Source organism: Caldivirga sp. UBA161, from assembly GCF_002506515.1.
Taxonomy (GTDB): domain Archaea; phylum Thermoproteota; class Thermoprotei; order Thermoproteales; family Thermocladiaceae; genus Caldivirga.
Genome location: NZ_DAXS01000016.1, coordinates 38,872 through 52,860, shown reverse-complemented (window position 1 = coordinate 52,860; position 13,989 = coordinate 38,872). Strand labels below are relative to the sequence as shown.

Sequence of the window (13,989 nt, the reverse complement as noted above, 5' to 3'; positions counted from 1 at the left end):
AGAATAATTAATTAAAGTTAAGCTAAGTGCATTAATGTAATGCCCTTTAGCATTTGCGGTGAGGGAAAGAATTGTTTAAATAGTTATAAAGGGGGTTTAGGGGGGAATTAAATATGGGTGTGGCTGGGCCTGAGGAAAGGATACTGCTTGCATTATTCATGCAGTCGGCGGTTAGTGAAGGTAAGGCTATAAGTGTGAGTACGTTGGCTAAGATAATTAATAGTGAGGTAAGCCTAGTAAGTAATACCTTAAAATCACTTGTTGATCAGGGATACGTGGCTTTAAAGGATAATAATGTTTTCTTAACCAATAAGGGATTAATGAGGGTTTTAAGTAGATTCTCGTGAATTAGGATTTACTTATTCTTCCTTTTAGTGAAGGGGTAGACAGGTATTGGGCCCTTTAATCCAGCTAACTCCCACCTATCATTTATCACTGTTGCAGCCCCAACCCACATTGTGAATAATGAATCTATGAAGCCTACGTAGCCAGCTGGCTTAAGTGCACTAGGTATTTTACCCATTACGCTGATCATTGATGATGATAATGATGTGAGTGGTATTGCGTAGAGTATGAAGGTTATTAGTAAGAATAATAACGTTAAGTTTAATGCTAGATTCATCCTGAAGCTACCTATCCAGTAGAAGAATGTCATTACTGCAAAGGCTATTGCAAGTAAACCAACTAAGTGTGCAACCTCCAGCGATGAGAACCAACCAGCCACGATACCAATGTGTGCAACCGCGAATGTTAGGAAGAATGCTGAGTATGTGCCGAATGCAGTGGCTCCAAAGGTATTACCATTATTGTACTCCCAGTTGGCTGCAACAAGTAGGAATATTCCACCAAAGACTAATGCTGGGGCAATCATCATAATGCTTTCACTCCATGGGTAAAAACCCATAGCGTATATTGATAGTATGAATAGGCTGAATCCATAGGAGAAGATTCCAAGGGCAGTTGGGTCAGCCTTCTTAACCATAACCGTAGTGGAAGCCATATGCTTCTATGAATTTAAATACTTATAAGATTTATTTCAAGATAATAGTGAAATAAATAAAAAGCTATTTAAGACAAATATTAAGCAAATCTTAGTATACTCAAGCATATTAATCATTAGGTTTAGTTCAAATTTAATAAAGCTTTCCACGTATTAATAAGTAAGATTTCACGGATGCTCAAGCATTAATTCAACGTAGCCGGTGCCAATGGGCACATACTTACCTGATATGATGTTCTCCACAACTCCCTTGAACTTCTCGCTCTCCCCCATGTAGGCTGCCTCAATTAGGTTCTTCACTGTAACTTCAAAGGCTGCCCTAGCTAATGGGCTAACCTTCTGGCCTGCTACACCATGCCTCCCAATCTGCCTAACCTTACCATCCCACGTCATTACGTCTGCAACCATCATTAAGTGCCTAGAATCCACATCTAGACCTTGGTCATCTAAAACAGCCTTTAGTTCCCTCATAATCATGATTCTTGCCGCCTCAATACCAAGCACCTCAGCGACCTCATGTATGTCATGTGATATTGTCCTTGTTGAGTCAACTTCATCAAGTAGTAGTACCGCCTCTAGGTTTGTTCCCTCAGTGTATATTACGTACTCATTATTATCAGTCTTCATGACTAGGGCCTTCTTAATCCCCCTTATGCCAGCTACCTTAGTTTGAAGGATCTTATCCCTCATCTTCTTTAAGGCTGATACCTCCTGTGCATTAACTGTCACGCTTATTGAATTACCCTCAACCGTTATTTCCCCTGCCTTACCCTTAATCCTATCTAAGGCCTTCTTAACGTCATTAACGGTTAGCCCTCTATACCTTAATGCATCCTCATCAAGGGTTATTACTATTGTTGAATTAAAGTAATCCACATCAACGCTCTTGGCTAAATTCTCAATGGTTATTACTTGAATCCTCTTGGCGACTTCATGAGCCTTCTCCTCGTCATGAGCGTACTCAGGTTTAAGGTAAATGGTCATTCTAGGTACTTGAGGCTTCCTCCTGGCGTCAATTATCTCAATCAACCTAGGTAAACCTAGGGCCATTGAGAATTCCCTTAAGCCAGCGTAGTGGAAGGTCCTCAATATCATTTGTGTTGATGGTTCACCAACACTTTGAGCAGTAACTATGCCTATTGCCTCACCTGGATCAACTATTGACTTATAGTACTCCGCCGTGACAGCCTTCATAACTCTCTCTAGTTGCCTATCCGATAACTTAACGTTGCTTAACCTATTAAGCAGTTCATTAACTAGCTTACTGGGTAATACCTCCTTAAGGGTCTCAATCCTTGACTTAACCTCCTCTTGGTTTAAGTACTGCTCAGCCACTTGTAATCACTCTCCTTATTATTTCATCTATGTTTAACCTACCGTGGTCACTCTTAGATACATCAATACCATCCTCACCATACTTGAACTGTATTATTGCGTCCTGCGAATCCCTAACTGTTCCATCATAGGCCACGTAGATATCCTGCATTGCATTAATGAGCCTCCTCTGTGCATAACCGCTTTGGGATGTTCTTACCGCGGTTTCAACTAATCCATCCCTACCACCTCCAGCATGGAAGAAGTACTCTATTGGGGATAATCCATCCCTGAAGTTACTCTTAACGAAACCCCTAGCTTCAGGGCCCTTATCACCAGGTAGGAAGTGGGGTAGGGTCCTATCGGTGAAGCCACGCGTATACCTTTCACCCCTTATTGTTTGTTGACCTAGGGCAGCGGTCATTTGGGCAGCGTTCAATAGGCTACCCCTTGCACCTGTTTTAGCCATTATATACACCTCAGACTCCTTATTCATGTAGTCATCAACTATCTTAGATGCTTCCTCCCTAATCTTCGATAATGTTTCAGCCAACTTATCTTCAAGGGTCTCCTCAATGGTCTTACCTGGCTCAGCCTCAAGGGCACCCTTATAGTACTTATCCAGTAATTCATATGCCTCCTTAATGTAAGTGTTCTTAACCTCATCAAGCTTCTTCATTGCGTCCTCAGGTAAGTTAAGTGAGTCAAGGGCCATGGTGAAGCCCCTTATGTCAATGTACCTTATTATTAACCTAAACATTGAGTCAATCCACCTCCTACCGAATTCATTGCCATACCTCTTAACTAATACGTGAAGCAGTGAATCAACCTGCTCAGCTCCAATGGACTTCTTATCAAGAACACCTGTGGCTAAGTAACCGTTAACCACTACAATGTATTCGTCAGTATCGCACCTGTATGGGTCATTGCACGTTGACTTAAAGGACGTGGCTTGAGTGAAGTTGAAGTCCTTAGGCAGTAGTGTTGATATTAATTGCTTACCTGTCCAAAGCTCTACAGGGTGCATTATTGCCGGTTCTTCAAGCTGCACGTTCTCCCTAACTGCACCAAGTATGAATAAGGCCTTCTCCCTAGTTAGCACATTACCCTTCCTTGAAAGTAAGTAGCCTCCAGTTATGTAGTCTTGCCTAGCGCCTATTATTGGGCCACCATACCTGGGCGTTACTATGAAGTTCTGAACAAGCATTATTGTCCTAGCCTCAGCCCTAGCCTCAGGGGTCTGGGGTACGTGTAGATTCATTTCATCCCCATCGAAGTCAGCATTGTAGGGTGGGCATACTGCTAAGTGAAGCCTAAAGGTTCTGCCAGGCAGTACCTTAACTATATGGCACATTATTGACATTTTATGGAGGCTTGGCTGCCTATTGAATAGGACATAGTCGCCATCCATTAAATGCCTCTCAATCATCCAACCAGGCTGAATCTGCTGAGCTAATTCACTCCTATCCCTCCTAACCTTAAGCTCAATCTTTTTACCATCAGGTGTAATAACCCTATTAGCTCCAGGCCAAGTCTCAGGCCCATTAATAACAAGCATCCTCATTAAATCAATATTCCACTCCGTAACAGGCTCCACAACGGTGAGTTCCTTAGCTATATCAATTGGTACACCAACCTCATTGATGCTTAAATTGGGGTCAGGGCTAATCACAGTCCTAGCTGAGAATTCAACCCTCTTACCTGATAAACTACCCCTAAACCTCCCCTCCTTCCCCTTAAGCCTCTGGGCAATACCCTTAAGCGGCCTCTTACTCCTATGCCTAGCCTGAATACCGCCAGGTAACTCATTATCAATGTATGTGGCAACATTGGCTTGAAGTGAATCCCAAAGGTCAAGTATTGAGGTTGTGGGTGAACCAGACTCTATAGCATTCCTAAGCTTCTCATTATACCTAAGTATAGTTGTTAAGGCGTGGGTTAAGTCATCAGCACTGGTTTGGCCACTGGGTAATTGTATTGATGGCCTAACCTGAGGTGGTGGTACAGGTAATACCGTTAAGACAGCCCATTCAGGCCTAGCCGTTGAGGGGTTCCAGCCAAGTAACTCAAGGTCCTCGTCAGGCACCTTCTCAAGCCACTCCCTTATATTAACTGGATCAAGCCTAGTTAACCTACCATCCTCAGACTCAGTGTAGAATTTGAATGGCTTATCAAGCCTAATCTTAGGTTGAGGGGCACCGCAGTGTGGGCATGTTGACCTGGCGGCAGCCTTCTTCTTAACCCTAAGAATAAGCCTATCAGAGAGGGCTCTCCAATGCTTCTTAAGCTTCTTAATTCTCTCAGAATACCTCTTATACTCATCGTCAGTTAGCTTCAACCTCCCGCAGTTGGGGCATGTTGCCCTCAGTATGTCGTAAATGGGCTTAACAAACTCCGGGTGAATAACAGGCCTAACTAACTCAATTCTACCGAAATGCCCAGGGCACCTCCTCCAATCATTACCGCAGGTTTCGCACCTAGCCTCAGGTTCATCAACACCCAGCCTCCTATCCATTAACCCACCTTTAACTGGGTTACCGGCTTCATCATAAGTCTCTGAGGTTGTTACCTCCATTACTGACATTTTTCGTATTAAATCTGGTGAAAGGACGCTGAAGCTTATTTCCTTAATTACCTTAAGCGGGATATTATCCTCACCGCTTCCTTGATTAGAATAAGACATTCTAAGGTCACCATAGTACCCGTCGGGTTTATAAAGCTTTTTCTCCCAATTAACAGTGCTTCAGGCTTTAAGCATCAATGAGTTGCCTTAGCCTTAATTATACTGCCTTTAATTCCCCTTTCAATGGGTAGCGGCTTCATGGCTATAGCCATAAGCATAACCTCCCTAGCAACCTTTACTGTTCGGAGCATTTTAAGCTGCTTAATAGTCCTATATCGTTTATATTCCTGAATAATGCTAATGGACATATAGCCGCTGATTAGTCAGCCTCCTTATAAGCTTTTCTCACGTTGTTAATGCAACTTAAGTAATCGCCACTGCACTCCTTCACCATATTGATTATTTTAATAACATTAAGGGTCTCCACAGCATCATGGGCCCTAATTAAATCCACACCCATGTATGCTAAGTATGCGTGGAGTCCCAGGGTTCCCCAAATGGAATTCTCAATACCAACACCCAGTAGCCTCCTGATGAACCCCTTCCTTGATACACCAACGCAAATAGGCCTACCAAGTTCCCTCCTTATTCTTGCAATGTTTGCAACAAGGTAAATATCCCTGTAGGGCCAGTCATCATAGCGCGTATTAGTTACCTGCCTATTAGGTTCCAGATTCTGATCCCTATCAAGGGGTGGGAAGCCTATGCATGGGTCAATTATAATATCGTTAACACCCATGGACTCAGCAATATTAATACTCCACTTAGCCTCATTAATAATGGCGTCAATGGGGTTCAGGTTACTTTGGGTAACTTCCCTTGCACACAGTATCATGGCTAATCCATACTCCTTAGCCACCGTGGCTAATCCCTTATCATACCTTAAGCCTGTTACATCATTTAATATATCTATACCTAATTTAGCCACCTCAGAAGCCACATGAAGCCTGAAAGTATCCACTGACAGAATAACCTTATCCCCCAATTCCCGCCTCAGTAGGTTTATGGCCCATTTAAGTCTACTTAATTCAATATCCTCAGGAACCCAGGTTTTCTTAAATGGTGCAGTAGACATTCCTCCAATATCAAAGATCCTTACACCAGCCTTAAATGCCTCGATAGCGAACTTAAGTAACTCATCCTCAGTTGATTTAACGCTTGGTGAGTAGAATGACTCAGGGCTCACATTGACAACAGCCATAACTTCAGGGGTATTTAGCTTAAGGTTCATTAAGGAGTAGCGGTCAATGCGTAATTAAAAACTTACTTACATTAATTAATCTTGCTTGGTGAATCATTAATTAATACTCATGTTCAGGATTCATGAATAGGTATATTAAGTAACCTTAAGCGCACCCATGGTTAACATAGGGGAAAAGGCTCCTGACTTCGAGCTCCTAGACACAGACCTAAAGGTAAGGAGGCTAAGCGACTTCCTAGGTAAAGGGAGGCCTGTGGTTATCTTAACGTTCCCTGCAGCCTTCAGCCCAGTATGCACAAAGGAGTTGTGCACAATAAGGGATAACATGAGCCTACTGAATAAGGCTAATGCCGAGGTGATCGCCATAAGTGTTGATCAACCATGGACGTTAAAGGCCTTTAAGGAGGCTAATAAGTTGAACTTCACATTATTAAGTGACTTTAATAGGCAATTCATTGAAAAATACAACCTGGTGCTTGAGGATCTGCTTGGCTTAAAGAAGCTGGCTAAGAGGGCGGCATTAATACTTGATGAGCAGGGTATAGTTAGGTATAAGTGGGTTAGCGATGATCCGAGGAATGAACCACCCTATAAGGAAATCCTTAATCTTGTTACCGCTATGAACGTTAGCAAAAGCGGTGGGTGCGGTTAATCCCACAGATTTACTGAGGATTGTTAAACTATAGTAGCTCATTGGCCTGTATCCTTGATGTAAATGCAGCCCTCTGATTCTTGATTAACTTGAAGGCATAATAACATTGGCCAAAAAGCTGTATGTAAAATTAACTGTAGGAGGTGCCGCTTGTAATGCATGATGTTGGGCATTTTTACTTTGGTGATAAGGGAATGGGACTTAATACATAACAGTAACGCATATAAGCACCTTATAGATAGTAAATTCGTAATGGATAGTGTTATTGTTGAGGAGTTTAGCGGTGGTGTGGAGAAGTCTAAGGTTTACTCAATGGTTAATGGAAAGCTTATTGAATTATCCTTCAACAGGATGGTTAGTACTGGCTTAATTGAGTTTAAAATAGCTACCATAACCCCAGTTAATGAGGAGGAGTTCTCCATAATAGCCCCAGCGGTTGGTTCATTAGGTTTCTACGCTGATTATGTTAAGGATTCAAAGATGGCTGTCCTAATACCATCAGTAACGCTTAAGGGTATTAAGAGTATTAATGATTTAAAAATCCTGCTGAATGCATTAAGTGAGCTTATAGAGGAGATGTCATACATGACTAACACCCCCATTTCAAACATAGAGATTGCCTTAATGCTTAGTAGTAATGGCTGGTTAGTTAGCGGTAATAATAACGAGGCCTACAAGGCCATTAGGGTTGGTGACGTAGCTTCAGCAATATCAATAAACCTAAGCAGTGGATTAACCACAGGCTCAGCTAACGTAAATATCAGCATAATTGGTAAGATAAGGAATAGTGAATGCATTGTGAAGGGTATTTCTGAACTTGGTTTAAACAATATTGAGAATTACGGCTACATGATATTGGCCAGTGGATCAATAAGGACCCTTGGCTTATTAACCATATTAACTGATAAGCTTGAGAGCGCTGTAATCAGGGTGATTAATGAGTGCAACCACCTTTAGGTAACGTAATAATGGTAATAATAATGATGGAGGCTTTCTTAATAATGGTGCTGGGTTACATGATGTATGATGTTAAGGCCAGGTTAACTAAAGGAATGCTGAAGGTAATTAATGATGGTATTAAACTGGATTCATCACCCATTAATGATAGTAGGCCAAGGCTTAACACTGATGAGGTTAAGGTTCTTAAATACCTAATGAATAAGGGTAAGCCGGTTATTCAGTCAGTTATAGGTAAGGAACTTAACATACCTAAGTCGACGCTCTTCAGGATAATTAAGAGGTTAAGTGAATTAGGATTAATTAACGTTGAGAAGAGGGGTAAATATAATTACGTTTATATTCAACGAACCCAAGATGTCTTAAGTATCCTTAAGTCAATTAATGAAAATTCCCCCGAAGGCTAATAAAGGCTCCTACCCCTGGCGTAACCAAGCACATCCCTAATATACCTATACAGTAATGGATCCACCTCACCCCTCTCACCAATCCTAAGTAATGCCATTATGAACCACCTTTTAACCTCATCACTAACCTTAGATAATTTATCAGCAACGTAAAGCGGTATTGGGTAATTCTCCCTACTCATCATTAATGATACAGCCCCCAATACCTCTGGATTCCTGACTACATTCTCACTGGCTTCAACGTAAACAGGAGGGCTACCGGCATTAGCCTGCATGTAAAATCCCACTACTCCACTTCTTACATTCACTGGTGTTGTTATTAAAACAGACCTTGAACCATTCTCCCTAAACCTTTCAAATAGGGTGAAGAATAAGGCTACCTCATTAACCTGCTTCTCAATGCTCATTAGCTTACTGGATATGCGGTTAATGCGAACCTCCTTTGTGAAGGATAGTACATAATGCCCAGTACTTAATGCTCTGTTAATTACTGCACTTAACCTACTTGGTTCATTATCATTAAACACCAGTGGCCCATCCATTAGTACTAATTCATAATCCTTCAGCAAATCAACCGCTGAGTTAAACTCCTCAAGCTTAGCAATATCCTCAAGGGCCTCCAAATTATCAACTACTCTTACGATGAACCTGCTTCTTGCATTACTTGGAAGCACTACAGTTGCTACATTTATTAGGCCAACGATCACCCCAAGATACTTTACTGGTATGAAACCTGAATCCACCGCCGCGGTGCTATAGTTATTCGCATTACTGTTGACCTCAATTATAATGTCCTTAATGTTTAAGTTACCAAGTTCAGCGCTTATTTGAGTTAATTCAACTTCACTTAACTTATATACGCCACTTATTAAGGATTCAAGGGTATACAATCTTAATCACCTCATCTATTAAGTTCCTTAACTTATCCTTATTTATTAACATTCCTGAATCAATTATCCCCAGGGTTTCAAGGATCATTAAAGTTTCTTCATCTAAACTTGATGCATCACCAATTTTAAGCGCCTTAACTAGGCCCATTAACGTCTTAGATAAGCCGATGCTACTCCTCTCGATGAGTATCTTCCTACTAATCCTACTAACCGCATCATCAATAAGTGTACTCCTCCAGAGTGTAGTGGCATCCTTAACTAATACCTCAGCCATTGGCCCCATGTATACTTTAGGTACGTAACCTGTCACAATAACACTATTATCAGTTACTTTAACGCAGTCTGTGCTGCAGCATTTAATTGACTTAAGCGTTACATTACCGTAAACCACTGCCCCGCCCCAATTACAATTAATAACATTAATGATGATAGGCGCATTAATGCCTTGGCATGGTTTAAGGCATATTGCCACGTCAACATAGCCGCTGTAATCATCCAGGCACTTAATGAGCCTACATAATCTACTTCCCGGATCACCACCCACAGCTACTATTAATGGTGCCTCACGAGACATAACGCTTCTCCACTAGTTTAGCCCTCCATAAGGCCTCAAGGTAATTAATAACATCTCTGGACTCCATGCCTAGTTCCCTAGCCATAATCACCTCATCAAGGCCAACGTTAGGGCCCATTGAGGCAATGTACCTAAGCATGCTTAACGGCACGTTAAGCTTACTGGCTAATTCACTAAGCCTACTAGTCACTATAGTATTAATGTTAACTAACTCATCAATGCCTGCCTTAAGTTCACTCAAGTTAACTGAATCTAAGTTCGGTGTCTTTAAGTCTTGGTTAATTAATCCCTTATGCTTAAGCCAATTAACTGAATTATATATTTCAGTAGCCTTGGCCTTAACCTTACTAATAATGTCTATTAACCTCCCCCTAGCCTCCTTAACTCTACTCTCATACTCACTTAACACAGTCTCTAAGTCATCTAATGCATCCTTACTCAATAGTTCAATAATTGAATCAGTGATGTTATCCTCAGGCGGTATCTCTTCGCCATTACCTGTTAATTGAAATGCCTTAGTTAATATGAGCGCCATTACCGCATGTTCATGGGCGTAATGAAGTATTGATGCTGAAAGCTCCAGTTCCCTCCTAAGCCTATTAACCTCCTTAGATACGTTATCGTTTAATGACTTTAATGCCTCATAGGCCTTATCAATGCTTAAGCCATTTAGGTTACTCATAGCCCTTATTACTGTTTCCTGAAGTTCCTTAACCTTACCCCTCACGACATCTTTAATTGCGTTATCAACATTAACCTCAGGGTTATTTAGGGAGTTGATTAATGAGTTAAGGTTACTTATGGTATTCTTTATCTCATTAATCAACCTTCCCTCATTCTCCTTAACCTCATTCACCTTATCTTGAAGAGTCATTAGGCTTAAGTTAATTTTAGCCAACCTCTTCAACTCATCCTCAGTGGGGTTACTTATCACTGTTGTAAGTAATTTACACTCCTCCTCAAGTTCCTTAACCTCACCTTGAAGTGTGCTGAAGCCTGTCTGTAAAGTGAGGTTAATGTTGTCAATACTTATTGAGGCACTACCATTAAGTAGCTTAGCTAATTCCCTCACCCTGGAGCATGCTTCATTAACCGCTTCATTGAATTCGCCGTTAATGGCCACTACGTACTTCCCGTTACGTTCAAAAAGTAGGCCCCTTAGCTTCATTAAGTCTATTAGGTCATGCTCCCTGAAGTCCCTCCATAATTGGATAGGGAAGAGCCCCCTTATAACGTACTCAAGCTCCTTCTCATCGATAGGCCTCTTAAGGTTGCTTAGGTAATTCACTAAGGTTGCCTCAACCCTGGATATGCATGGCTTATCCCCACACTTAAAGGCAGGGGGTGTTGATTGATCAATAGTACCGTCAACCCAACCCTTAACCAAACTCCTAATGGCATCCCTCTTACCCTCCCTCCTCCTAGGTAACCCCAGCGTGTATTGAAGAAGCTGATTCCTCAATGAATCCCTGAAGGCGCTGATCCTCTCAATGAACCTAGTGGCGCTTTGAACTTGACTAGCGTACTCACTTGGTATTTTACTGAACTTGGATAAGACGTAAAGGCCTATTAAGACCCCCCTCAACTCCTCCACGTTGTCTGAGCCGTAGTTAATTAGTAGAATCCTTTGGGATGCATCATAAACTCCACACCACTTCACGTTTAGGTTACCTTGAAGCTGGCTTGTTAGTAACTGGTCATTAACAATAAGCCCTATTAAACCATCCACATGCCTAACCTGACCATTAACCCTAACGCCGCAGTTAGCCGCAATGCCTAATGCACCCTCAGGGCTTGTGAGCACTATGTAGGCTAGTCTAGCATCTAAGGCATTATCAGCAATGACTATTCTTAAACCGTCCTGGGTTTTAATGGGCTCGCTCTTAGTTATTATGCTGATTATCCTACTGGCTACGTCAATGGGCTTAGCCATAGCCACTTGCCTTATGAGGTTGCTTAACTCATCAAGGCTACTGGTCTCTGGGTTAGTTAAGCCAAGTAGCTTATCGTGGATGCTTTTCTTAAGTACATAGGCTTCATGAGTTATGAAACCCTCGGCATCAGCTTCCGCTGGAAGTATAACTATCAGCTTAATTCCCTTATCAATTGGCACCGTGTAGTATGAGCCGTACTCTATGGATAGGTTCCTCAAGTCATCGGCAACTATTGGTGGTTTACCGTAAACCATCCTCAGGTTATTAATGGCGCGTAATTCACTGGCATTCTCCGGATTAACTTCAATAACCTTAACCTTCTCAACCAATCCAGTTAACTCGACGCTGGGATTAGCCATAACAGGTATGCCGGATAAGGCTACGTGCATTAGCTCATCGCCATAAGTCCTTAATTCATTAAGCAGGTTGAGGTTAATGTACTTACCTAATTCTGAGGTTAGGAAGCGTATCATGAGGTTTACGGTTAATTGCCCATTATTCTCAACAATCATTTCAAATAACTTGGAGGTTAATTTAATTAGATTCCTGGGTGAAGCCTGCCCATTCTCCATTCTCCTGGCTATTAAGTATATTAACGATAATGATTCCCTATTAAAGGGGTGCAGGGGGTTGAGTTCACCGTCCTTAATAGCCTTAAGCTTCTCTGGGGTTGAGTATGATAGGAGCCTATTCTCAATAATCGCCTCATAAAGCCAGTAGGGTACCCTATCATCAATGGTAACCTCCTTGAAAACCCTACCCCTGGCTATATCGAAGACGTCAGGCACATTATTCTTCAATATACTATAGTATAATTGGGGGGTGAAGGCCGCTATTATCATTACTCTACTTAAGTCACTTGGCTTCAGGTTAAGTAATGAGGCGTAACTCCTAGGCTCTAAAATAGCCCTAATTAACCCAGTAACCTGCATTATGGAATTCTTAACCTCACTGCTTACCCCACCTGACATTGAGGCTGCCCTAGTTAACTCATCGGCTTCATCAAACATTATGATCATTGGCTTACTGGGGTTCCTATTCATGAATTTACTAATTAAGTAATCCTTAATGTTCATGCTTAGGCTGAGTGCAGCCCTAACAACCTCCACGTTAAGCCCCTTAAGCCTCCCCTCAACATCATCAAGTAAGTCAGACTTGCCGAAACCATATGGACCCACCACAACTAGGAGTATATTATCACTACCCCTTAGGAAGACCTCCACAGCCTTCATAACTTCCCCAACCTCCCTCTCAAGCCCCATGGTAACGTAGCGCCTAACCATAGGTGGGAGCCCACTTGGGTTAAGCGGCCTATCCACGAAGCCTAATGCCTCATAAGGATTCCCCATCTTAAGGGTAGAGTTAAGCCTCCCCTAAATTAAGGGAACAGTTAAATTAATGCACTATAGCCTTAAACCTTCAGCCATTAATCCTCAGGTAATTCACCAATAATGGATCAACAATACTATACTTACCCCACCCAGCCTTCTCCACAAGCCCCTTAGCAATTAATTCACTTAAAACTCTATTAGGCTTCCTAACACCTGCCCTACTCAATTTAATGCCTGCGGCTAATGCTTTAAGGAGTTTAAGTTGATTAGGGTTAAGGCCGCTTAATTCTGACTCCATAATGAGTTTAACCGTTGGGTCACTTAATATGAGGTACTTATCGCACCCACCTTCAATCATCCTTAAGCCAGCTAGGTTAAGCCAAGCCGGGAACCCGCCTGTTAATTCATAAACCTTCTCTAAAATATCCATTGGGCAATCCACACCATTCTCCATAAGCCCCTCCCTTAAGAATGATATGCTGGTATCCTTATCAAAGGGCTTTAATTCAATAACCCTAAAGAAGGCGAAGAAGGGTTGATCACTCCTGCTCAATAAATCCCTCATAATACCCACCTCCGACCCGGCAATAACGTACTCAACCATACTATGGGATTGCCAAACCCTCCTCATTATCCTTAACACATCCGGATACGGTTGCTTAAGGAACCTAACATACTGAAATTCATCAAAGGCAATCACCATATTCTTACTCAACTCCTCAGCAATCCTTTGAGGCATTTGGAGGAATTCATCCAGTGCCTTAATCATGTTAACCTTATAATCAACTACATCAGTGTAAAGCTTAACATAGAAGTCCAATCCATCAAACCTAACCCCAGCCTCCCTCACTGCACCAAGCAGTGCATGTAACGCATCCCTAATGTTAATTAAGCTTACCTTCAGCCTAAGCCTAATCGACTTCTTAACCACCTCAGTGAGTATGCTACTAACGTAGAGGTCAATAAATTGCCTAATACTCCTAACCCCCTCCAGGGATACTTTAACGGTTACTACATTTTCATTATCAATTAGTTTAAGGGCAACATTCATTAATGATGACTTCCCTATCCTCCTATAACCTATTACTGCAATTGGTTGCCTAACC

13 protein-coding genes are annotated in these 13,989 nt (G+C 41.9%); 4 read left to right on the top strand and 9 right to left on the bottom strand.

Annotated elements, in window-relative coordinates:
* Positions 1-113 precede the first annotated feature (113 nt).
* A complete protein-coding gene (locus BP896_RS02170; RefSeq protein ID WP_291765184.1) occupies positions 114-347 on the top strand; it encodes a hypothetical protein in 234 nt (77 codons plus the stop codon).
* Between the two features lie 8 nt (positions 348-355).
* On the opposite strand, the gene BP896_RS02165 is transcribed toward BP896_RS02170, so the two are convergent.
* The 5 genes from BP896_RS02165 to BP896_RS02145 all read right to left on the bottom strand — a co-directional run bounded on the left by BP896_RS02165 (position 356) and on the right by BP896_RS02145 (position 6,168).
* Positions 356-1,000, bottom strand: a complete 645-nt coding sequence (locus tag BP896_RS02165) for an acetate uptake transporter (protein ID WP_291765182.1) — start codon at positions 998-1,000, stop codon at positions 356-358.
* 168 nt (positions 1,001-1,168) lie between these two features.
* Positions 1,169-2,335, bottom strand: a complete 1,167-nt coding sequence (rpoA2, locus tag BP896_RS02160; protein ID WP_291765180.1) for a DNA-directed RNA polymerase subunit A'' — start codon at positions 2,333-2,335, stop codon at positions 1,169-1,171.
* Positions 2,328-4,997, bottom strand: a complete 2,670-nt coding sequence (rpoA1, locus tag BP896_RS02155) for a DNA-directed RNA polymerase subunit A' (protein ID WP_291765178.1) — start codon at positions 4,995-4,997, stop codon at positions 2,328-2,330. Before rpoA1 ends, rpoA2 begins: the two co-directional genes overlap by 8 nt.
* A 74-nt stretch (positions 4,998-5,071) precedes the next feature.
* A complete protein-coding gene (locus tag BP896_RS02150; RefSeq protein WP_291765175.1) occupies positions 5,072-5,245 on the bottom strand; it encodes a hypothetical protein in 174 nt (57 codons plus the stop codon).
* Positions 5,246-5,256: 11 nt separating this feature from the next.
* Positions 5,257-6,168 carry a dihydropteroate synthase gene (locus BP896_RS02145; RefSeq protein ID WP_291765173.1) on the bottom strand — a complete coding sequence of 304 codons (912 nt, stop codon included), beginning with the start codon at positions 6,166-6,168 and terminating at the stop codon, positions 5,257-5,259.
* 127 nt (positions 6,169-6,295) lie between these two features.
* On the opposite strand from BP896_RS02145, the gene BP896_RS02140 reads away from it, so the two are divergent.
* From BP896_RS02140 to BP896_RS02130, 3 genes are all read left to right on the top strand, one after another.
* Positions 6,296-6,790 (top strand): peroxiredoxin, encoded by a 495-nt coding sequence (locus tag BP896_RS02140; RefSeq protein WP_291765170.1) that lies wholly within the window; start codon positions 6,296-6,298, stop codon positions 6,788-6,790.
* Positions 6,791-7,042: 252 nt separating this feature from the next.
* On the top strand, positions 7,043-7,747 hold the full coding sequence (locus BP896_RS02135) for a hypothetical protein (RefSeq protein ID WP_291765169.1): 705 nt from the start codon (positions 7,043-7,045) through the stop codon (positions 7,745-7,747).
* Positions 7,732-8,154 (top strand): helix-turn-helix transcriptional regulator, encoded by a 423-nt coding sequence (locus BP896_RS02130; RefSeq protein WP_291765167.1) that lies wholly within the window; start codon positions 7,732-7,734, stop codon positions 8,152-8,154. Before BP896_RS02135 ends, BP896_RS02130 begins: the two co-directional genes overlap by 16 nt.
* Here BP896_RS02130 and BP896_RS02125 read toward each other — a convergent pair.
* The 4 genes from BP896_RS02125 to BP896_RS02110 all read right to left on the bottom strand — a co-directional run.
* A complete protein-coding gene (locus tag BP896_RS02125) occupies positions 8,151-9,044 on the bottom strand; it encodes a DNA double-strand break repair nuclease NurA (RefSeq protein ID WP_291765165.1) in 894 nt (297 codons plus the stop codon). The genes BP896_RS02130 and BP896_RS02125 overlap by 4 nt on opposite strands.
* Positions 9,031-9,618: a hypothetical protein gene (locus tag BP896_RS02120; RefSeq protein WP_291765163.1), complete on the bottom strand. Its 588-nt coding sequence runs from the start codon at positions 9,616-9,618 to the stop codon at positions 9,031-9,033. Before BP896_RS02120 ends, BP896_RS02125 begins: the two co-directional genes overlap by 14 nt.
* A complete protein-coding gene (locus BP896_RS02115) occupies positions 9,608-12,901 on the bottom strand; it encodes a hypothetical protein (protein ID WP_291765162.1) in 3,294 nt (1,097 codons plus the stop codon). The genes BP896_RS02120 and BP896_RS02115 overlap by 11 nt, the downstream gene beginning before the upstream one ends.
* Positions 12,902-12,971: 70 nt before the next feature.
* A partial coding sequence (locus BP896_RS02110; RefSeq protein ID WP_291765160.1) for an AAA family ATPase occupies positions 12,972-13,989 on the bottom strand: 1,018 nt, incomplete at its 5' end.

Bases quoted from the DNA above. Each gene is read 5' to 3' on its own strand.
- BP896_RS02170 (WP_291765184.1), top strand. From the start codon at position 114: ATGGGTGTGGCTGGGCCTGAGGAAAGGATACTGCTTGCATTATTCATG.
- BP896_RS02165 (WP_291765182.1), bottom strand. From the start codon at position 1,000: ATGGCTTCCACTACGGTTATGGTTAAGAAGGCTGACCCAACTGCCCTT.
- rpoA1 (WP_291765178.1), bottom strand. From the start codon at position 4,997: ATGTCTTATTCTAATCAAGGAAGCGGTGAGGATAATATCCCGCTTAAG.
- BP896_RS02150 (WP_291765175.1), bottom strand. From the start codon at position 5,245: ATGTCCATTAGCATTATTCAGGAATATAAACGATATAGGACTATTAAG.
- BP896_RS02145 (WP_291765173.1), bottom strand. From the start codon at position 6,168: ATGAACCTTAAGCTAAATACCCCTGAAGTTATGGCTGTTGTCAATGTG.
- BP896_RS02140 (WP_291765170.1), top strand. From the start codon at position 6,296: ATGGTTAACATAGGGGAAAAGGCTCCTGACTTCGAGCTCCTAGACACA.
- BP896_RS02135 (WP_291765169.1), top strand. From the start codon at position 7,043: ATGGATAGTGTTATTGTTGAGGAGTTTAGCGGTGGTGTGGAGAAGTCT.
- BP896_RS02120 (WP_291765163.1), bottom strand. From the start codon at position 9,618: ATGTCTCGTGAGGCACCATTAATAGTAGCTGTGGGTGGTGATCCGGGA.
- BP896_RS02115 (WP_291765162.1), bottom strand. From the start codon at position 12,901: ATGGGGAATCCTTATGAGGCATTAGGCTTCGTGGATAGGCCGCTTAAC.